This window comes from Actinacidiphila glaucinigra, assembly GCF_035918135.1.
GTDB lineage: Bacteria > Actinomycetota > Actinomycetes > Streptomycetales > Streptomycetaceae > Actinacidiphila > Actinacidiphila glaucinigra.
Window position 1 is genome coordinate 8,729,672 of record NZ_CP109144.1, and the last position, 20,347, is coordinate 8,750,018.

Annotated in this window: 17 protein-coding genes; 9 read left to right on the plus strand and 8 right to left on the minus strand. The window is 71.6% G+C overall.

The features are described 5' to 3' along the window. Window positions 1-15: 15 nt before the first annotated feature. Both OIE69_RS39670 and OIE69_RS39675 read right to left on the minus strand, forming a co-directional pair. Window positions 16-183, minus strand: coding sequence for a hypothetical protein (locus OIE69_RS39670; RefSeq protein WP_326580066.1), 168 nt, complete (start codon window positions 181-183; stop codon window positions 16-18). A 33-nt stretch (window positions 184-216) separates the two neighbouring features. Beyond that, window positions 217-573, minus strand: coding sequence for a PRC-barrel domain-containing protein (locus OIE69_RS39675; RefSeq protein WP_326580068.1), 357 nt, complete (start codon window positions 571-573; stop codon window positions 217-219). Window positions 574-802: 229 nt separating this feature from the next. Between OIE69_RS39675 and OIE69_RS39680 the strand changes: the two genes are divergently transcribed. Further along, window positions 803-2,215 carry an RtcB family protein gene (locus OIE69_RS39680; RefSeq protein WP_326580070.1) on the plus strand — a complete coding sequence of 471 codons (1,413 nt, stop codon included), beginning with the start codon at window positions 803-805 and terminating at the stop codon, window positions 2,213-2,215. A gap of 22 nt (window positions 2,216-2,237) precedes the next feature. Here the strand turns inward: OIE69_RS39680 and OIE69_RS39685 are convergent, their stop codons facing one another. The 3 genes from OIE69_RS39685 to OIE69_RS39695 all read right to left on the minus strand — a co-directional run bounded on the left by OIE69_RS39685 (window position 2,238) and on the right by OIE69_RS39695 (window position 4,953). Continuing rightward, a complete protein-coding gene (locus tag OIE69_RS39685; RefSeq protein WP_326580073.1) occupies window positions 2,238-2,690 on the minus strand; it encodes an archease in 453 nt (150 codons plus the stop codon). A 50-nt stretch (window positions 2,691-2,740) separates the two neighbouring features. After that, window positions 2,741-3,892 (minus strand): methyltransferase, encoded by a 1,152-nt coding sequence (locus OIE69_RS39690; protein WP_326580075.1) that lies wholly within the window; start codon window positions 3,890-3,892, stop codon window positions 2,741-2,743. A gap of 170 nt (window positions 3,893-4,062) precedes the next feature. Next, the gene (locus OIE69_RS39695; RefSeq protein ID WP_326580077.1) at window positions 4,063-4,953 is read right to left on the minus strand and encodes a hypothetical protein; all 891 of its coding nucleotides are present in this window, start codon (window positions 4,951-4,953) and stop codon (window positions 4,063-4,065) included. Window positions 4,954-5,060: 107 nt separating this feature from the next. On the opposite strand from OIE69_RS39695, the gene OIE69_RS39700 reads away from it, so the two are divergent. Then, window positions 5,061-5,660, plus strand: coding sequence for a macro domain-containing protein (locus OIE69_RS39700; RefSeq protein WP_326580079.1), 600 nt, complete (start codon window positions 5,061-5,063; stop codon window positions 5,658-5,660). Here OIE69_RS39700 and OIE69_RS39705 read toward each other — a convergent pair. Next, window positions 5,590-6,516, minus strand: coding sequence for an LLM class flavin-dependent oxidoreductase (locus OIE69_RS39705; RefSeq protein ID WP_326580081.1), 927 nt, complete (start codon window positions 6,514-6,516; stop codon window positions 5,590-5,592). The two genes, OIE69_RS39700 and OIE69_RS39705, sit on opposite strands and share 71 nt — an antisense overlap. Before the next feature lie 227 nt (window positions 6,517-6,743). Here OIE69_RS39705 and OIE69_RS39710 point away from each other — a divergent pair, with 227 nt between their 5' ends. Next, window positions 6,744-7,712, plus strand: a complete 969-nt coding sequence (locus OIE69_RS39710) for an alpha/beta hydrolase (RefSeq protein ID WP_326580083.1) — start codon at window positions 6,744-6,746, stop codon at window positions 7,710-7,712. Between the two features lie 12 nt (window positions 7,713-7,724). Here the strand turns inward: OIE69_RS39710 and OIE69_RS39715 are convergent, their stop codons facing one another. Continuing rightward, complete coding sequence (locus OIE69_RS39715) at window positions 7,725-8,249, minus strand: GNAT family N-acetyltransferase (protein WP_326580085.1); 525 nt, start codon at window positions 8,247-8,249, stop codon at window positions 7,725-7,727. 96 nt (window positions 8,250-8,345) lie between these two features. Here OIE69_RS39715 and OIE69_RS39720 point away from each other — a divergent pair, with 96 nt between their 5' ends. Beyond that, entirely contained in the window at window positions 8,346-9,077 is a 732-nt protein-coding gene (locus OIE69_RS39720) for a DUF7873 family protein (RefSeq protein ID WP_326580087.1), read from the plus strand. A 454-nt stretch (window positions 9,078-9,531) separates the two neighbouring features. Here the strand turns inward: OIE69_RS39720 and OIE69_RS39725 are convergent, their stop codons facing one another. Continuing rightward, a complete protein-coding gene (locus OIE69_RS39725; protein ID WP_326580089.1) occupies window positions 9,532-10,338 on the minus strand; it encodes a class I SAM-dependent methyltransferase in 807 nt (268 codons plus the stop codon). A gap of 418 nt (window positions 10,339-10,756) precedes the next feature. Between OIE69_RS39725 and OIE69_RS39730 the strand changes: the two genes are divergently transcribed. From OIE69_RS39730 to OIE69_RS39750, 5 genes are all read left to right on the plus strand, one after another. Next, window positions 10,757-14,035: a GH92 family glycosyl hydrolase gene (locus OIE69_RS39730; protein WP_326580091.1), complete on the plus strand. Its 3,279-nt coding sequence runs from the start codon at window positions 10,757-10,759 to the stop codon at window positions 14,033-14,035. A gap of 320 nt (window positions 14,036-14,355) precedes the next feature. Beyond that, window positions 14,356-15,324: an ABC transporter permease gene (locus OIE69_RS39735; RefSeq protein ID WP_326580093.1), complete on the plus strand. Its 969-nt coding sequence runs from the start codon at window positions 14,356-14,358 to the stop codon at window positions 15,322-15,324. Between the two features lie 78 nt (window positions 15,325-15,402). Then, a complete protein-coding gene (locus OIE69_RS39740) occupies window positions 15,403-16,422 on the plus strand; it encodes an ABC transporter permease (RefSeq protein WP_326580095.1) in 1,020 nt (339 codons plus the stop codon). Beyond that, the gene (locus tag OIE69_RS39745; protein ID WP_326580097.1) at window positions 16,419-18,533 is read left to right on the plus strand and encodes an ABC transporter ATP-binding protein; all 2,115 of its coding nucleotides are present in this window, start codon (window positions 16,419-16,421) and stop codon (window positions 18,531-18,533) included. The genes OIE69_RS39740 and OIE69_RS39745 overlap by 4 nt, the downstream gene beginning before the upstream one ends. A gap of 103 nt (window positions 18,534-18,636) precedes the next feature. Continuing rightward, entirely contained in the window at window positions 18,637-20,340 is a 1,704-nt protein-coding gene (locus tag OIE69_RS39750; protein WP_326580098.1) for an ABC transporter family substrate-binding protein, read from the plus strand. Window positions 20,341-20,347: the final 7 nt, after the last annotated feature.

Here is a 20,347-nt window from a genome sequence, read left to right on the forward strand (position 1 = left end):
CTCGGCCGGCCGGCGTCAGCGCAGGAGACCGCGGCGCGAACGCCGCCACCTGACCCCGACGAAGACCAGGTCGAGCACGAGCACGACGATGCCGATGATCAGCAGGTAGAACAGACCGTCGGCGACCACACCGACGAGGCCGAGGACGACGGCCGCCAGAAGCAGGAAGAGAAAGAGCGCCATGGTCGGAACACCTCCCGGCGCGACGTGGTGCGCTCAGCGCCGGGCGAGCTTGCGTTCGCCGCCGGCGCCCGGGTGGTAGGCCATGTCGTAGTACTGGAAGATCTCCACTTCCTGCTCGACGGGCAGGACGTCGTCCGTCCCGATGGACGGAGCCTTCCTCACCAGCCCCTTGGACTGGGCGACCTGGACGTAGCCGGGCCCCACGACCGCCTCGTCGAGGGGGACGAACACCAGTCGCTGCCGCGTGGGCAGCCCGGTACGCACCGTCGCCATGGAGGGCTCGTCGGTGGCGGTGTCGACGTAGACCGCCTCCAGCGCGCCGATCTTGTGACCCTTGGGGTCGATGACGTCGCGGTCGCGCCACTCGCGGATATCGGCTGAATGGATCATGAGCTGCTCCTCGGTGGAGCGCCGGACTGGCGCCGTGCCCCGGCGCGGTCGCACCGGGACCGCCGTGGCCGGACCGTCGCAGGTGAGTGCGTTCCTGCTCGTTTTCTCATGCTACGTCCGGAACCCGGATCCGGCCGGGGCGCCGTTTGAGGCCGCCGGCTGTGGCAACGCGACACCTGGGGGTGTGTTCGCCGGCCGGCCGGCTTCGGAGGCTGTGATGGAAGCTGTGATGGAAGTCGTGGAAGAGGACCCCTACCGTTTCCGCATCGCCCGGCGCGCGCCGATGCGCGTGCCCGGCGTCGTGTTCGCCTCGCGCGACCTGCTGAGCCACGCAGAGAAGGCCCTTGAGCAGGTCGTCAACGTGGCGGCGCTGCCGGGCATCGTCGGAGCCTCGTACGCCATGCCGGACGTCCACTGGGGCTACGGCTTCCCCATCGGAGGGGTGGCCGCGACCGACGTCGCCGACGGCGGCGTGGTCTCCCCGGGCGGGGTGGGCTTCGACATCTCCTGCGGCGTACGGCTGCTGGCCGCCGACTGCGACCGTGCCGCGATCGGACCCGCCCTGCCCGCGATCATGGACGGACTGGGCCAGGACACGCCGCGCGGCGCGGTCACCGGAGCCGTCTGGCACCTGGGCAGCGACCGCCTGCTGGAACGCGTGCTGGCGGGCGGGTCCCGCTATGCGGTGGAGGAGGGCCACGGCGAGGACGGCGACCTGCGCCGCTGCGAGGACGACGGCGCGGTGGCCGACGCGGACACCGCCCAGGTCGGCGCACGCGCCCGCGAACGCGGCCTCGGGCAGGTCGGCAGCCTCGGCTCGGGCAACCACTTCCTGGAGGTGCAGGAGGTCGCCGAGGTCTACGACGAGCCGGTGGCCGCCGCCTTCGGCCTCGCGCTCGGCCAGGTCTGCGTGATGATCCACTGCGGTTCCCGGGGACTGGGCCACCAGATCTGCTCCGACCACGTGCGGGCGATGGACCGCGCGATGCGGCGCTACGGCATCGAGGTCCCCGACCGGCAGCTCGCCTGCGTCCCCGTCGACTCGCCCGAGGGCCGCGCCTACCTCGGCGCGATGGCCGCCGCCGCCAACTACGCCCGGGCCAACCGTCAGCTGCTGGGCGAGCTGTCCCGCCGCGTCTTCCGCCGCGAGGCGGGCGTCCGTCTCACGCTCGTCTACGACGTGTCCCACAACCTGGCGAAGATCGAGGAGCACGAGGTGGACGCGGCGCCGCGCACCCTGTGCGTCCACCGCAAGGGCGCCACCCGGGCGCTCCCGCCCGGCCATCCGGACCTGCCCGCCGACCTCCGCGGCTTCGGCCAGCCCGTGCTCATCCCCGGCACCATGGGCACCTGCTCGTACGTCCTCACCGGAGTCCCCCGCGGTGAGGCCTTCCACTCGACCTGCCACGGGGCCGGCCGGGAGAAGAGCCGGCACCAGGCCGCGCGCGGGGTCAGCGGCAGGGAGCTGCGGGCGCGGCTGGAGGCCCGCGGGATCGCCGTACGCGCCTCGTCCTGGCGCGGCCTCGCCGAGGAGGCCCCGGAGGCGTACAAGGACGTCTCGGCGGTGGTGGAGGCCAGCGAGGGCGCCGGACTGTGCCGCAGGGTCGTCCGCCTGGTGCCCCTCGGTGTGGTGAAGGGGTAGCCACCTTCCGGAGGACGGGCGGTCAGACGTCGACGGTCGCCGCGCAGGTCCAGCCGTACGGGCCCGGCGCCAGATGGAGCTCGCCCAGAGAAACGGCCTTCGGCACCGCGCCGACGACCTCGACCGACCCGACGTCGGCCACCGCCATCCGTACGTCCAGCCCGCCGCCGTCGTCGTCCGACTCGGCCTCGACGTCGACGGGCACCTCCCCGTGCACCTCGAGCCGGAAGATGACCTCGTCGAGGAGGTCGGCCAGCAGATCGTCGTCGGCGGCCTCCGCCACCGGTACCCGCCGCACACACGCGGGCCGCACCCCGGCGACGTCCGCGAAGCACGCGACCAGCCCCATCACCGCCTCGACCAGGCACTGCTCCCTGGTCGGCCCCCACGCCTCGATCCGCACATCGGCGGTGTGCGGCACCGTACGGTGCCCGCCCGCCTCCGCTCCGCCGCCGCCGTAGGTCTCGTCCACCATGGGGAACGCCTGCCCGGTTCCAGCGGCCTCAAGGGTGCGGCGGCCCGGTGTCAGACCTTGACGGCCCGCAGGACCACGAACTTCGGATTCGACGCGACGACCTCGCAGTTCCCGAAGAGCCGCCGCAGGCGCACGTGGTAGCCGAGGTGCCGGTTGCCGACGACCAGCAACTCGCCCCCGGACCGCAGCGCGGACCGGGCGGTGACGAACATGCGCTGGGCGGTCGCGGCGGTGACCGCCTGGTGGGAGTGGAACGGCGGGTTGTTGAGGACGAGGTCGGCCCCCTCGGGCCGGACGGCGGCCACGGCGTCGGCGGCGTCCCCGACGAGGAACCGGGCCCTGCCCCCGGGGCCGGCGTTGTCGCGGAAGGTCTCCTCGGCGGAGGCGACCGCCTGGTGCGACTCGTCGACGAACAGCACGTCGCTGTCGGGGTTCGCCAGAGCGACCGCGGTGCCGACCACACCGTTGCCGCAGCCCAGGTCGACCACGCGGTCCGGGCCCTTGCGGTCCGGAAGGTGCTCGAGCAGGAAGCGGGTGCCGATGTCGAGGTGGTCGGCGCAGAACACTCCCGCGTGGTTGGTGACGGTGTGTCCGGACAACGGCCCGATGCCGTCGGGCAGCGCGTACCGCAGCGGCCACGGGTTCGTCCCGCGGGCCGCCGCCGGATCGGGGGTGCTGAAGACCAGCCGTGCCTTGCGCACCGCCAGGGAGGTCCGGGTCGGCCCGACGATCCGCTCGAACAGCCGCAGCGTGGACGTGTGGATCTCGGTGACCATCCCCGTACCCAGGACGACGGTGCCCGGGTGGAGCGCTGGCGCCAGCCGGTGCAGCTGGTCCTCCAGCAGGGCGAGGCTCTTCGGTACCCGGACCAGCAGCACGTCGATGCGGGCGGGCGGCTCGTCGCGCGTGGTCAGCACCCGCACCTCGGCGTCCGGCACGTTGCGCCGCAGGTTCGCGCGCGTGGCCTGCTGCCCGAGGTGGGAGTCCGTGATCTGCACGGGACGGTGTGCGGCCAGCGCCGTCGCCAGCGCTCCCCAGCGGTCGCCCAGGACGACGATCGTGCCCGTCAGGTCCGTGCCCGTCTCAGCGAGGTGCCGCAACAGGTAGTCGTCCGCGGCGTCCCACGCCCGCAGCGTCTCCCGCGGCTCCGCGGGGAATCGGGTCAGTTCGAGTGCGCCCCACGGCGTGCTGAAGAGGTTCATCGCCCCCTCAGGGTACGGGCTGCGCGCGCCGCCCCAGGCTGCGGGCTCCGGGGTCGCCGACCGCGGCGAAGCGGTCCGGCGGTACGCCGTCGGACCGAGGGGTCGCGCGGGGCTGTGCCACGCGGCCGGCGGGTGCGCGCGGTCGCGGCGCACCCACCGACACGAGGGGATCAGCCCTGGGCGGCGTTCTGCAGCATCTCGGCGAACGTGGTGACGTCCTTGGCCGGAGGCACCTTGATGGCGGAGGTCTTGCCGTAGCCGGAGTATCCGATCGTCAGCTTGGCCGCGCCCTTGGCGGTCGTACCGGACTCCACGGTCTGCACGGCGAGGTCGTCGGCGCCGATCCACGCCTCGATCTTGACGGTGTTCTTGAGGCCGGTGGTGCGCAGTTCCTTGACGTACGCGTCACGCTCGTCCTTGCCGATGAGCTCCAGGACGGCGGTGTCCGCGGCGAGCTTCTTGATGTCCACCGTGCCCGTGTAGTGGGTCGCCTCGGCGCCGGCCACCTGCTCCTTCCCGGCCTCGGCGAGGTCCGGCGCGGTGGACAGGGCGGCGAGGGCCGCGGCGGGCCCGTGCGGCAGGTCGGCGGCCGGGTTGTCCTCCGCGGAGGCGCCGTCGAGCTTCAGCCACTTCTTGCCGCCCGCGGCCTCTGCCATCTCCCCCTCGACGGGGAGGTACACGCCGCCGTCGGCCATCGTCATGTGCACCTTGCCGTCCGGGCCCGCCATGTCCTGCAGGTCGGGGTCGGAAGCGGCGTCCATGCTGAGCTCGGCCGCCTCGGAGCCCTTCTCCCAGCTCAGCGTGCCCTCGGCCTTGGTGTTGCCATCCGCCGGATCGACGGCGTCGACGCTGACCTTCGCGGAAGCCTGCTGCTCCACGGCCTTGGTGGCGTTCTGCAGCGCCTCGACCGGGGTGGCCTCCTTCTTCTCCGCCGGCTTGGCGGAGCCCTGCGTCGACCCGGCCTTCGGCGCGGCGTCCTCGGCGGAGTCACCACAGGCCGCGAGACCGAGCGCGAGCGTGCCGGTCGCAGCGGTGATCGCCACAAGGCGACGAATACGCATGAAAAGTTCCCCCCTGGGGGTAAAAACCTGTACAACGATCAATGGCTCTGCACCATACAACAACCTTCGGACACTCGAACGATCAGGCGGTCCGGCCTGATCAGGGCATGTCTGTGATCGACGTTGAGCAGGGCGACATCACCGCTCAGGACACCGTCGCCGTCGTGACCGAGGCCGACGAGTCACTGATGGGCGGCGGTGGCGTGGACGGCGCCACCCACCGGGCAGTGGGGCCGCGACGGGCGCAGGCCGGTGCCGCCGTCGGTCCCTGTCCACCGGGTGATGCGACGGCGACGCCCGCCTCCGACCTCGGACCGCGGGTCAGGCACGTGATGCACACGGTCGGCCCGGTGTGGGAAGGCGGCGACCAGGGAGAGGCCGAGGTCCTCGCCTCCTGCTACCGCCGCTGTCCGGAGGTCGCCGACGAACCGGGGGCGGCGAGCGTCGCGTTCCCCGCGATCGCCACGGGCGTCCACGGACATCCGGCGGAGGAGGCGGCGGGGATCGCGGTCGCCGTCCGCAGGTCGACGCCGACCGGGGTCCGGGGGATCACGCTGGTGGCCTTCGACACCGCGACCCACGATCTGCTCGCCGCCGCGCTTCGTTCCTGGCGGAGGCGCGCCCCGTCCCGCCGCGTCAGCCGAGCCGCGGCAGGACCTCGGCGGCGAGGCGTTCGGTCTGCTCGGAGGCCTCGAACAGGGGCGTGAACAGGATGAGCTCCGCGCCGGCGGTGACAACCTCGCGCAGTGAGCGGACGCACTCCGCGGGCGTCCCCGCGATCGCGGCGGCCTCGATCCCGGGTGACTTCCTCATGTACAGCGCCGCCAGTTCCGCGTCGATCCGGTCGCGGGCGCGACGGGAGTCGTCGTCCACCGCGATGTAGACGCGCTTGGCGATCCCGAAGGCCTCCAGGGGCCTGCCGCTCTCGGCCAGCGCCTGCCGCACGGTCCCGACCTGTTCGGCGAACGTCTCCGTCCGGACCTGACCCGCGCCGAAGAAGCCGGTGAAGAGCCCCGGACTCGCCACCGCGCGGCGCAGGGCGGTACGCCCGCTGCCCCCGAACCACAGCGGAGGAAAGGGCTTCTGGAACGGCTTCGGCTCCATCGCCGCATCGTCCAACTGCCAGAACTCCCCGGAGAAGTCGACACGGGAGTCCCGCCACAGCCGGGTCATGACCTCCATGCCCTCGTAGAAGCGGGACGCATAACGCTCCGGCGCGACGCCGAACGCCGCGAAGGGCCGCCGCGGGCCGCCCGTTCCGAAGCCCGCCTCGATCCGGCCCCGGCTCAGCTGGTCCAGCGAGGCGATGCTCTTGGCCAGATGCACCGGACTGTGCAGCGTGGACACGAGGACCGAGCACCCCAGGCGCAGCCGCTGCGTGCACGCCGCGGCGAAGGCCATCGCCTCGAGCGGCCCGAGCTGCGGCCTCGTACCCAGCGGCTGTTCCTGCGCCCAGGCGCTGTGGAAACCCAGCTCCTCGACGCGTGTCAGATGGGTCCGGAACGCGGCCGGATCGAACTCGCCGTCCGCGTGGAACTGCGGGATGGACATCGCGAATCGCACCCGCGCATCGTAGGGAGCGGGCCCCGCCGGGCACGAGACACCACGCCGCGGGACGCCGCCGCGCTGCGGCGTGACAGCCTGTGGCCCTGCCGTCAGCGCTCTGCGACCGCGTGGATTCCCGGAGTTGCGGCGCCGAATCGCCGAGGGACGATGGAAAAGCGGCCGGCACGGCCCCTTGCGACCGCATTCGCCACCCCATGAACGGAATCCCCGGCAGGAGGCTCACCATGCCCGAATCCCCGTCAACGGCGCCCGTCCTGGAACCCGCGGCCAAGGAACTGGCGGACGCCACCGCACAGCACCCGCGCATCTACGAGGTCCCGCCGGAGAGCGGCCGGGGGATCCTCGACGACCTGCAGGCGGGGGAGGGCGTGCCCAAGCCCGCGGTGGACGAGGAATGGGTGACCGTCGACGCCGGAGAGTACGGCAGCGTCCGGGCCCGCATCATCCGCCCCGAAGGGGCCACGGAGACTCTCCCGGTGGTGTTCTACATCCACGGCGCCGGATGGGTGTTCGGCGACGAGAACACCCACGACCGGCTCGTGCGCGAACTCGCCGTCGGCACCAACGCCGCCGTGGTCTTCCCCGTCTACGACCTGGCACCCGAGGCGAAGTACCCCACCCAGATCGAGCAGAACTACGCGGTCGGGAAGTGGATCCTGAGCAACGGCGAGGACCGCAAGCTCGACGCCTCGCGCCTGGCCGTCTGCGGCGACTCGGTCGGCGGCAACATGTCGACCGTCTTCGCGCTGATGGCGAAGGACCGCGGCGACATCGACGTGGCGGCCCAGGTGCTGCTCTACCCGGTGACCGACGCCGACTTCGACACGCCCTCCTACCAGCAGTTCGCCGAGGGCTACTACCTCACCCGCGACGGGATGAAGTGGTTCTGGGACGCCTACACCAGCGACCCCGGGCAGCGCGCCGAGATCTACGCGTCCCCGCTGCGCGCCGGCGTCGAGCAGCTGCGCGGCCTGCCCACCACCTTGGTCATCACCGACGAGGCCGACGTACTGCGCGACGAGGGAGAGGCCTACGCCGCCAAGCTGCGCGAGGCGGGCGTGGACGTCACCGCGGTCCGGGTGCTCGGCATGGTCCACGACTTCCTCATGCTCGACAGCCTCCGCGACTCCAAGGCGACCGTCGTCGCCCGCACGCTGGCCGTCGAGGCCCTGCAGCGGGCGCTGCACCCCTGAGGCGGCGTCGACTCAGGCGATCGTGATCCGGTAGCGCCGTACCGCGCCCGCCCCGGCCTCCCGGGCACCTCCGGGTTCGAGGACGCCGCCGTTGCGCTCGATCGTCCGCGCGGAGGCGGTGTTGGAGGCCTCGCTGACGACGAGCATGTGCTCCAGCCCCAGTCCGCGCGCCTCGTCGAGCATCCGCCCCAGGGCCCAGGTGGCCAGTCCACGGCGGCGCGAGGACGGCCGGATGCCGTAGCCGATGTGGCCGAACCGCAGCACGTAGTCGTCGGGCCCCAGCCGCAGGGCGATGCCGCCGTGCACACGGTCGCCCTCGACGATCCACCGGTACGTACACGCGTGGCCCGCCGCCACGGCCTCCGGACCGGACTGCCCGGCCAGCATCGTCACCCAGGCCGCGAACCCGTCCGCCGAGCCGACCTCGTCGGACGGCCCCAGCCCGAAGCCGTCCTCGTGCCGGCCGGGCCCCCACTCGTCGTGGGCCTCGAGCCAGGCGGCATGCAGGAGGACGGTGGGCGCGACCAGTTCGGGCATGCGGCGACGATATCCGCGCGCGGTCATCGAACGGATGTCCGCCCCCGTCGGAAAATCGGGTGTGTGTGCGCACCGGGCACTGCTAATTTCCATGACGTGCCGAAGCTCAATCAGATCATCGCCGTGGAAAAGGGCGTCAAGTCCAAGTCCCTCCAGGAACTGACCCAGGCCCATCACGACGTCCAGAAGCCCGCGCTGCTCGCCGGGATCTCGCGGACGTACCAGCCCAAGGACGAGGAGGGCGAGCAACTGCCCCCGGAGTCCACCCGGGTCCAGGTGAAGGCAGAGGACGTCCTGCACGCGGTCGGGGGCACCCTGACGCGGCTCTTCGACGTGACGGCGACCAAGGACTGGGCCAACCGGACCGCGGCCGCGGACGTGGTCGTGGACGGGCGGGTGCTGCTCGCGCAGGTGCCCGTCCCGTACCTGCTGTTCCTGGAGAAGCAGCTCACCGACCTGCACACGTTCGTGCGCAAGCTGCCGGTCCTCGACGCGTCGGAGTCGTGGAACCCGGACCCGTCGACGGACTGCTGGAAGACCGACCCGGTCCGGACGATCCGCACCAGGAAGGTGCCGCGCAACCACGTGAAGGCCGAGGCCACGGAGAAGCACCCGGCGCAGGTCGAGGTGTACTACGAGGACGTGCCCGTGGGGTACTGGACGACTGTGAAGTTCTCCGGCGCGCTGCCGGCGCGCCGCGTGAACGAGCTGCTCGGCAGGGTCGAGAAGCTGCAGCAGGCCGTCAAGTTCGCCCGCGAGGAGGCCAACGGCGCGGACGTCTCCGACCAGCGCGTGGGGGATGCGGTCTTCGGCTACTTGTTCGGGTAGCCTCATCAACGCCCCCCGTGAGAGCGGGGGGTGCGCCGAGAGCGCAAGCTGAAACTGACGTTGAAGCTGACCAGGGGTATCAGTGGGGGTTCGAGTCCCTCCCCCGGCATCACACGCCGGGGTGGCCCAATCGGTAGAGGCAGCCCCGTGAATCTCAGACTCTCGCTCCAGTCTCAGCATTCGCCGCCGAACGCCGGATCGACCGAGCGCGGACGATCATCGACGGATGGGGGTTCAATTCCCCTCTGCGCCTCTTCCGTGGCGCGGTAGTTCAAAGGTAGAACACGTCGATCTCAGAATGATCCGCGGCTCTTAAACGCCGCCGGTGTGCGCAATTGGGTGGCACCTCAGGAGCCCGGGCAGCTGGATACCGCTCCCGGGCTCCGTCACGTCTCCGTTCACCCGGCCCGTGCCTCGTGGATGACGGCGCCCGGAATACGGTGAGCGCAAGGTTTCAACGGCGTCCCCAGGCCAGCAAGGCCGCGTGCGGCAGCGTGAGCATGCCGTCCGCGTCGGTGAACTCCTCGCTGAAACTGCGGAAGTTTCTCTCGATCGCGGACCGTGTCCCCGAGGACTGGCTCTGCACGAGGTGTCCGGCGAACGCCACACCGGCCGCGGGACCGCTCCACCATTCCTCGACAGTGGTCCGGTGGTCCCACCGGAGCGTCTCGCACCTGGCCTCCCGCAAGCCGGCCGCGCGGAGGAGATCGGTCAGGCCCTCCTCGTCACGTGGGAAGTCCTCCTCGGGCGCGAGCGTCGGCAAGTGGGCCGGACGAACAGCGCCGGCAGCCCGGATCGCACGGCCGAGCAGGTCCTGCCCTGCTGCAGGGGGCACCGGCCAGATCGTCAGCGCGATCCAGCCGTCCGGCCGCACCACGCGAAGCAGCTCTGCCACCGCGCGCCGGGGCCGGCCCACGTGGTTGAGGACGAAGTTGCAGGTGACGGAGTCGAACTCACCGTCACTGAAGGGAAGCTCGGGCAAGGTGGCGATCTGGAAGTCGATCGCTCCCGACGCCCCGCAGGCGAGTTCGACCATGCTGGGCTCCGCGTCGACGGCCGTTACGGCCGCACCCCGGGTGGCCGCGGCCAGGGCGACCGTCCCGGGACCCGTTCCCACGTCGAGCACCCGTACGTCCGGACGCACCTGCGCGACGTCCAGCAACCGCGGCACCGGGTGAGCGCACAGCGATGCGTACGAACGCGCATAAGCCGCAGCTCTGCCGGCCCAGATGAGTCGTTCACTCTGATCGAACCCTGTCACCGCCGTGGCACCTCTCATGTGTCTGCGGGGAGGGTGCCGGTATCGCGCACGCCGGCACGGCCTCGCCGAGCGAGTTCCCGGAGGTTGTAAGGGAGGCTGAACGCGTCGACGGCGTGGGCAACGGCAATCCGTCCTGGACGCGGGGATGCGCTCGGGGCGGGTACGGTCGGGACGGCAGCGGTGAGGTGGAGGGGGGAACGGCGGTGCCGGTACGTGCGTGGGGGGCTTGTGGAACCGTGATGCGAGACAACGTTGTCATTTGAGCTGCGCATGACTATACCGGCCCAGGAGGCAACGTTGTCAAGGGAGTTGACGTGCAGCCGAGGCGGTCTTCCGGGACGCCGGTGGAGCGCGTTACTGTCCCCGCGGCTTGTGTGACCGTGGCGCGCGACCCGTCCGTGAGAAGAAGGGCCGCGTCATGCGCTTGCGTCCGACGTCCGTGCTGCTGGCCGCCGTCCTGGCGGTCGGCGGCGCCACTCCCGCCCTCGCGGCGCCCGCCGCGCCGCCACCCGATCTCGTGCAGGACCCCACCTCCTACGTCGACCCCCTGATCGGCACCAAGAACGGCGGCAACGTCTTCCCCGGCGCCGTCGTGCCGCAGGGCATGCTGTCCTGGAGCCCCGAGACCACCGGCGGCGACGCCACCCGCACCACGGCGCCCGGCGGTTACCACTACGACACTCCCCGCATCCGGGGCTTCAGCCTCACCCACATGTCGGGCACCGGCTGCGCGGGCGGCAGCGGCGACATCCCGTTCATGCCGTACGCCGGACAGGTCACCACCTCGCCCGCCGTGGACACCGAGGACGCGGTGTACGCCGCCGGCTTCAAGCACGCCGACGAGACCGCCGAGCCGGGCCGCTACAAGGTCGGTCTGTCCTCCGGCGTCACCGCGGACCTGACGGCCACCGCGCGCACGGGCTCCGGCCGCTTCACCTACCCCGCCGACAAGCCCGCCTCCCTGCTGATCCGCACCGCCAACTCCGAGGTCGGGTCCACGGACTCGACCGTGTCCATCGACCCGAAGACCCGTACCGTCTCCGGCTCCGTCACCTCCGGGAACTTCTGCGGCTACCTCGACCCCGAGGGCCGCCGCTCCTACTACACCCTGTACTTCACCGCCCGCTTCGACCGCTCCTTCAAGACGACCGGCACCTGGCAGGACGACAAGGTCACCCCCGGTTCCACCAGCGCCTCCGGCGGCACCGGCGGCTTCGCCGACGGAGGGAACCCGGTCGCCGGCAAGGGCGCCGGCGGCTGGGTGGAGTTCGCGCCCGGCGGCGGACCGGTGAACGTCAAGGTCGGCATCTCGTACGTCAGCCAGGCCGGCGCCGAGGCCAACCTCGCCGCGGAGAACCCCCGGCACCGCTCCTTCGGCTCGGTGCGGGACGCGGCCCGCCGCGCCTGGCGCGACCGGCTGGGCGCGATCAAGGTGGGCGGCGGCACGGACGCCGAGCGAACCACCTTCTACACCGCGCTCTACCACGCGATGATGCACCCCAACGTCATCAGCGACAGCGACCGCAGATACCGGGGCAGCGACGGCGAGGTCCACACGGTGGCCCGCGGCCACCAGGCCCAGTACGGCACCTTCTCCGGCTGGGACGTCTACCGCTCCCAGGTCCAGCTGCTCACCCTGCTGAGCCCGCGCACCGGCTCGGACATCGCGCAGTCGCTGTACGAGTTCGCCCGGCAGAACGGCGGCGTCTGGGACCGCTGGCTGCACGGCGCGGCCGGCACGCACGTCATGAACGGCGACCCGTCGCCCGCCGCCCTCGCCGGGATCCGGGCCTTCGGCGGCACGGACTTCGACCTGCGCGGCGCACTGGGCTCCCTGGTGAAGGCGGCGACCGTGCCGACGGAGCGGGACCTCTCGCCGGCGGGCAAGCCCATCCTCTCCGTGGGCCAGCGCCCCTCCCTGGACAAGTATCTGAAGCTGCACTACATGCCGTCCGTGTCCAACGCCTGGGGCGGTGCCGCCGAGACCCTGGAGATGTCGGGCGCCGACTTCGCCCTCTCCCAGCTCGCCACGGCCGCGGGGGACAAGCGCACCGCCGCCGACTTCGCCCGGCGCTCCCAGTGGTGGCAGAACAACTTCAACCTCGCCGCCGACCCGAGCGGCGGCTACATCGCCAACCGCGCGGCCGACGGCAGCTGGGTCACCGGCTTCACCCCGGGCACCGGCAACGGCTTCGTGGAGGGCACGGCCGCCCAGTACACCTGGATGGTGCAGCACGACCCGGCCGGGCTGTTCGCCGCGATGGGCGGACGTGACGAGGCCCTCGACCGGCTGGACGCCTTCTTCCACAAGGCCGACGGCAGCTGGGCGTTCACCGGCAGCGGCGGCGAGAAGTCGGAGATGGACAACGAGCCCTCCATCAACGTGCCGTACCTCTACGCCTATGCCGGCAAGCCCTACAAGACGCAGGAGACGGTGCGAGCCGCGATGGGCGCCCTGTGGTCCACGCAGCCGGGCGGCATCCCCGGCAACGACGACCTCGGAGCGATGTCCTCCTGGTACGTCTTCTCGGCCCTCGGCATGTACCCGCAGGTGCCCTCCCGCGCCGAACTCGTCCTGGGCTCACCGCTGTTCCCGCGGATCGAGATCGAACGCCCCGCAGGGAACGACATCTCCATCCGCGCTGCGGGCGCGGCGGCCGACGCGCCGTACGTGCGGTCGCTGAAGGTCGACGGCCGTGCCAGTGACCGGCCGTGGCTGCCCGCCTCCTTCGTCGAGGACGGCGGCCGGCTCGACTACACGCTGTCGGGCACCGCGGACCGCACCTGGGGAACGGACGCGTCCGACGCGCCGCCCTCCTTCCGGGAGGGCGAGCAGCCGTACCAGGTCGGCATCGGCCCGACCACGGCGACGATCGCCCCGGGCGGCGGCGCCGAGGTCGGCATCCGCGCCCTGTCGCTGCGCGGCGGCCGGGCACCGCAGGTGCGCTTCCGGGTCGAGGTGCCCGACGGCGTCACGGCGTCCCCCTCGGAGGGGACGTTCACGGACGGATCCCAGGAGATCACCCTGTCCACCGCCGGGGACGTCAAGCAGGGCTTCTACGACGCCAAGGTCGCGGTGACCTACGGGGACACGTCGTACGAGCAGCCGGTGTCCCTGACGGTGGCCGCTCCCGGCTCCCTGATCGCGGCGTACAACAGCACGGGCGTCTCCGACGACTCCGGCGACCACGACGAGGCGGACTACGACGGCGGCGGCTGGAGCTACTCCCGTCAGGCGCTCGCCGCGGCGGGCCTGACCGGCGGCACGCAGGGCACGGTGACCGGAGGCCTCGCCTTCACCTGGCCCGATTCGCCCGCCGGCCGCCCCGACAACGCCTCCGCGACCGGCCAGACCATCGAACTGTCCGCGCCTGCCTCGCGGTTGTCGTTCGTCGGCAGCGCGGTCAACGGCGACCAGCAGACGACGGCGACGGTCACCTACACCGACGGCGGCAGTGACGCCGTCGACCTGTCCTTCACCGACTGGACCGTGGGAGGGGGCGGCGGCAGCGTCCGTTTCGGCAACGAGGTGGTCGCCAGGACCGCTTACCGCAACGTCGCAGGCGCGGACAAGGATCCGGTGGCCACGTACGTCTTCGCGACCAAGCCCTTCGCGGCGCCTGAGGGCAGGACCATCGCGAGCGTGAAGCTGCCGGACAACACGGACCTCCACGTCTTCACCCTCGCGGTGGACTGACGCGGACGACCCCCGGGGCGGGCGCGGAGCCGACTCCGCGCCCGCCCTTCGTGCTGCCCGCAGCGGCGCGCCGGATAAGCGCCGAATAAGGTGGCGCACGTCATAGAGGGAATTCCCGGAGACCCGGAACCCTTTTTCTGTAATTCCGTCCAACAATGCGCATTGCCAATTCTTTGTGCGTGGATTGCCTGGTGTGTATGCGGGTTGCAGGAGGATATTTACCGAGCCGTCGGGCGATGGCCACCCATTGTTCGCGAGCCCCCCGCCGACTCGGTTGAAGGCCCTGCTCACAGCGCGGGCCATACGAAGGAGAAAGCACGTTGGGCCGTTACCTACTGCGCCGCCTCGGCAACTACGCAATCCTGGTGTTCATCGCGGCCAGCGCGACGTATTTTCTCGCATCCTTCACCCTCCACCCCGACATCAACTACCTGTCGAAGAATCCCCGGCCGCCGCTGCACTCGATCTACACGATCCTGCACGGCTACAACCTCGACCCGCACACACCCGTGTACCTCCGCTATTGGCGCTGGCTGACCGGGATCGTGCTGCACGGCGACTTCGGCAGGACATACGACGGCGCGTCCGTCAACACCGAGCTGGGCCGCCGCGTCCTGGTGAGCACCGAGCTCCTCTTCGTCGCGACCGTCCTGGGCGCCGTCGGCGGCGTCGCGGTGGGCGCCTGGAACGCGCTGCGGCAGTACCGGCCGTCCGACCGGGTGTCGACGATCGTCTCCTACGTCCTGCTGGCCACCCCGGTCGTGGTGATCGCGGTCGGACTGCGGACCCTGGACACCGCCGGCGACGGGCCGCTGGTGCAGTACATCGGGATGTACGACCCGAAAGTGCACGGCACCCTCCCGGTCGTCCTCAACAACCTCGAACACCTCGTGCTGCCGACGCTGACCCTGCTGCTCGCCCAGATCCCGTTCTTCAGCCGCTACCAGCGCGGCACCATGCTCGACGTCCTGGGCAGCGACTTCCTGCGGACGGCCCGCGCCAAGGGGCTGCGGCGCCGCCAGGCGGTCCTGCGGCACGGACTGCGCACCGCGGTCATCCCGGTGATGCCGCTGGTGGTCTACAACGTCGTGCTGCTGTTCACCGGCGCCACCTTCACCGAGGAGATCTACGGCTGGCACGGCATGGGGGAGTGGCTGGTCGACTCCATCACCAGCAACGACGTCAACGCGGTCGCCGCCGTGGCGATCTTCACCGCCGGCATCGTCCTGATCGCGGGACTGCTCTCCGACCTCGTCTACGCGGCGCTCGACCCACGGGTCCGCACCTGAGAAGGCCCACGTCGCCCCAGGTGAACAGACGTGAACCCAGGTGAACGACCGGATCGCCCGACTCGAGGAGTTTCCCCCATGACCACCCCCGCAAGCGCCGCCGGGACGCCGGCGCCACCCCGGAGCAGGAGCCGCGGCGCGCTCGTCCTCGCCCGCTTCGCCCGCAACCGGCTGGCCCTGGTGGGCATCGCCCTGGTCATCGCCCTGGTGCTGCTGGCGTATGCCGTACCGCCCTTCCTGCACTGGACGTACCACGACAACGACTTCGCCAGTCTGGACACCGGGCCCGGCGCCGCGCACTGGTTCGGCACCACCCACTCGGGCCAGGACCTGTTCGCGCTCACGCTGAGGGGCCTGCAGAAGTCACTGGTGGTCGGACTCGTCGGGGGGCCGCTCACCACGCTGATCGCCGCGGTGGTGGGCGCCTCGGCCGGTTACTTCGGGGGCTGGACCGACCGGGTCCTGATGTGGTTCCTCGACCTGATGCTGGTGATCCCGGCGTTCCTGCTGCTCGCGGTGCTGTCACCGGCGTTCCAGCACGGCACCTGGCTGTTCTTCGTGATCCTGCTCGCGGCGTTCGGCTGGATGATCACCGGCCGGGTGGTGCGCAGCATGACCCAGACCCTGCGGGAACGGGAGTACGTGCTCGCCGCGCGCTACATGGGCGTGCACCCGCTGGTCGTCATCTTCCGCCACATCCTCCCCAACGCGGCCTCGATCCTCATCATCGACGCGACCGTACAGGTCGGCGCGATCGTGCTCGGCGAGACCTCGCTGTCCTACTTCGGGTTCGGCATCCAGGCGCCCGACGTCTCGCTCGGCACTCTCATCGCCGCCGGAACGCCGGACGCCAACACCTCCCCGTGGCTGTTCTTCTTCCCCGCCGCCTTCCTCGTCCTGATCGGCCTCTCCGTCGCGTTCATCGGCGACGGACTGCGGGACGCCTTCGACCCGACGGCGCGCGGAGCGAAGTCCCGCAGGCGCGCCCGGCCGGGCACGCCCAGGTCGCGCCATGCGCGCGCCGGGCGGGTCCCGCGCCGCAAGCCCACCGCCGCAGTCGTCCCGGCGGCAGCCACACAGGAAGGAGTCACCCCATGACCCACCCCACCGCCGTCCTCGGCGTCCCCTCCCCCCGGCCCGCCGCCGGCAGCCCGGTCCTGACCGTGAGCGACCTGCGGGTGTCCTTCCCGGGCGAGGCCGGACGGGTGCACGCGGTCCGCGGCGTGGACTTCACGCTCCGCGCCGGCGAGACCCTCGCCGTCGTCGGCGAGTCCGGCTCGGGCAAGTCCGTCACCGCCACGGCAGTGCTCGGACTGCTCCCGGACGACGCCGAGGTCACCGGTTCCGTACGGCTCGGGGACCGCGAGCTGCTCGGGCTGCCGGACCGGCAGATGTCCGGCATCCGCGGCCGTGACATCGGCATGGTCTTCCAGGACCCGCTGTCCGCGCTCACCCCCGTCTTCTCCATCGGCACCCAGTTGGTGGAGGCCCTGCGGATCCACCAGGACCTCACCGCCGCCCAGGCCCGCGAACGGGCTCTGGAACTGCTGGACCTGGTGGGCATCCCCGACCCCGGGCGGCGCGTCGACGCCTTCCCGCACGAGTTCTCCGGCGGCATGCGCCAGCGGGCGATGATCGCCATGGCCATCGCCAACGACCCCGAGGTGATCATCGCCGACGAGCCCACCACGGCGCTCGACGTCACCATCCAGGCGCAGGTGCTGGAGGTCCTGAAGAAGGCCCAGGAGGTCACCGGAGCGGCGATCCTCATGATCACCCACGACCTCGGGGTGGTGGCCGGAACGGCCGACCGGGTGGTCGTCATGTACGCCGGCAAGCCGGTGGAGACCGGGACGGCCGACGAGCTGTTCGCCACGCCCCGCATGCCCTACACCATCGGCCTGCTCGGCTCGGTGCCGCGGCTGGACGCCGGGGACCGGACGGCCCTGACCCCCGTCGAGGGCACGCCGCCGTCGATGGTGGACCTGCCGGCGGGCTGCCCCTTCGCGGCGCGCTGCCCGGTGGCCGTGGACCGCTGCCGTACCGAGGAGCCCGCTCTGCGGGCCGTCGCGAGGGGGGCCGCGCACGCCACGGCCTGCCACCGCGGGCACGAGATCGACGTGCCCGGCGGGATCCCGTCGCCGGGCATGTTCCCCACCCCCGCCTCGCCGCGCCGCCCCGGCGGACTCCCGCGCGCCGAGCGGCCCGAGGTCCTGCGGGTCACCAACCTCACCAAGCACTTCCCGCTCCTTCGGGGCTCGGTGTTCAAGCACCGCGTGGGCACGGTGCGGGCGGTCGACGGCGTGGACTTCGACATCCGCGAGGGCGAGACCCTCGCGCTGGTCGGCGAGTCCGGCTGCGGCAAGACCACCACCATGCTGCAGGTCCTCGACCTCGCCGGCCGGAGCGCCGGCAGCGTGGCCGTCCTCGGCAAGGACGTCGGGCAGCTGGACGGCAGGGGACGGCGGGAGCTGCGCAGGGACCTGCAGGTGGTGTTCCAGGACCCGATGGCGTCACTGGACTCCCGTATGCCGGTCGGCGACATCCTGGCCGAGCCGCTGCGCACCCACGGCTGGGACCGGGCACGCATCGCCGAGCGCGTCCCGGAACTGCTCCGCCTCGTCGGGCTGCTGCCCGAGCACGCCGAGCGCTACCCCGCCGAGTTCTCCGGCGGGCAGCGGCAGCGGATCGGCATCGCCCGGGCGCTGGCCCTGGACCCCAAGCTGGTCGTGCTGGACGAGCCGGTGTCCGCGCTGGACGTCTCGATCCAGGCCGGAGTGATCAACCTGCTCGACGAACTGCAGGCCGAACTCGGTCTCAGCTACCTGTTCATCGCGCACGACCTGTCGGTCATCCGGCACATCGCGGACCGCGTCGCCGTCATGTACCTCGGCCGCATCGTCGAGACCGGCGACGTCGAGGACGTCTTCGCCCGCCCCGCCCACCCCTACACCCAGGCCCTGCTGTCGGCCGTACCCCTGCCCGACCCCCGCAAGGAGCGGCAGCGCCGCCGGATCATCCTGCAGGGCGACCTCCCCAGCCCCGCGGACACCCCCTCGGGCTGCCGGTTCCGCACCCGCTGCCCCAAGTACCGCGACCTCGCGCCGGCCGAGTCCGGGCGGTGCGACACCGAGGACCCCGCCGCCGGGGCCCTGGGCGAGGACCACAGCGCCGCCTGCCACTTCGCGGCCGCCCTGGAGGTCCTGTGACGCGCCCACGGCCCGTGGGACATCCACGGCCCGTGACGCATCCGCGCCCCGGCCGCCCCGCGCGGCGGACACCCCACCCACGGAACCCACAAGGAGAGTCCCGTTGAACCGAAAGTCCGTAAGGCTGGCCACGGCAGTCGTGGTGTCCGCGGGTCTCCTCGCCGGCGCCACCGCGTGCGGCGCAGGCAAGGGCGACGCGAACTCGTCGGCGCCGAAGGCCCCGCCCAAGGCGACGCTCAACCAGATCAACCCCGTCGACCCGGCGAAACTCCGGCAGGGCGGCACGCTCAACTTCCCCGTCGACGAGTACGCCACCCAGTGGAACAGCCTCAACGCGGCGTCGCAGAACACCGTCGCCGTGACCACGACGATGGCCCCGCTGCTGCCGGCGCTCTTCCACAGCACCCCCGACAACAAGCGGACCCCCAACCCGGACTACCTCAGCGAGGTGGCCACCGCCGTCAAGCACGGCAGGCAGGTCACGACCTACGCGATCAACCCCAGGGCCCGGTGGTCCGACGGCACCCCCATCACCTGGAAGGACTTCCGGGCGGACTGGCAGGCGCAGAACGGGAGGAACCCCAAGTACACGCCCGTCAGCACCTCCGGCTACGAGCAGATCGCCTCGGTCGCGCAGGGGAGCGACGCACGGCACGTCGTCGTCACCTACGCCACGCCGTTCTCCGAGTGGCAGACGCTGTTCTCGCCGCTGTACCCGGCGTCGCAGATCGACACCCCGCGGAAGTTCGACACCGGCTACAAGAACCGCATCCCCGTCACCGCCGGCCCGTTCAAGATCAGCAGGATGGATCCGACGACCAAGGTCGTCTCCGAGGTCCGCGACCCCCGCTGGTGGGGTCCGAAGCCGGTGCTCGACGGCATCAACTTCCGTACCCTGGACGCCGCGTCGACCCCCGGGGCCTTCGCCTCGGGCGAGATCGACGTCGAGGACATCGGGCCGGACGTGGCCGCTTACAAGCAGGCGCAGAAGGTGCCGCACACCTCCATCCGTGTGGCGGGCGCCCCCAACCTGCGCCAGATGGTCGTCAACGGCCGGAGCCCGCTGCTCAAGGACGTCCGGGTCCGCCGGGCCCTGTTCATGGCCCTGGACCGCCAGGCCATCGGCAAGGCCGACCTCAACGGCCTGCCCTTCCCGGCCAAGCCCCTCGACAACCACTTCCTCGTCAACAACGACGTCGCCTACCGCGACAACGCGGGCTCGCTCGGCCGCTACGACCCCGCCGAGGCGGGGCGTCAACTGGACGCGGCGGGCTGGCGGATGAACGGCGGCGTCCGCGAGAAGGACGGCAAGCCGCTGGAGCTGACCCTGACCATCCCGTCGGGCACACCCATCGCCGCCAACGAGGCGCAGCTGTTCACGGCGATGCTCAAGAACGTGGGCGTCACGCTCGACACCAAGGTCAAGCCGAGCGACGACTTCTTCAACGACGTCAGCGCCGGGAAGTTCGACCTCACGCTGTTCAGCGGCATCGGCTCCGTGCCGTTCTTCCCGCTGACCAACGGCGCGGCGACCTTCGTCTCCCCGAAGCACGGGAACATCGGCCAGAACTACGCGCGCATCGGGACCGCGGCCATCGACGCCGACATGCACAAGGCCGGCACCGAGGTGGACCACTCCGCCTATCTCGCCGACCTCGACGCCGCCGACGCCGGACTGTGGAAGCTGGCCGCCAACCTGCCGCTCTACCAGCGCCCGCAGATCGTCGCGGCCAAGTCCGACGTGGCCAACTACGGCGCCTTCGGGTTCCAGGACACCGACTGGACCCGGATCGGATTCACCGGGTAACCACCCC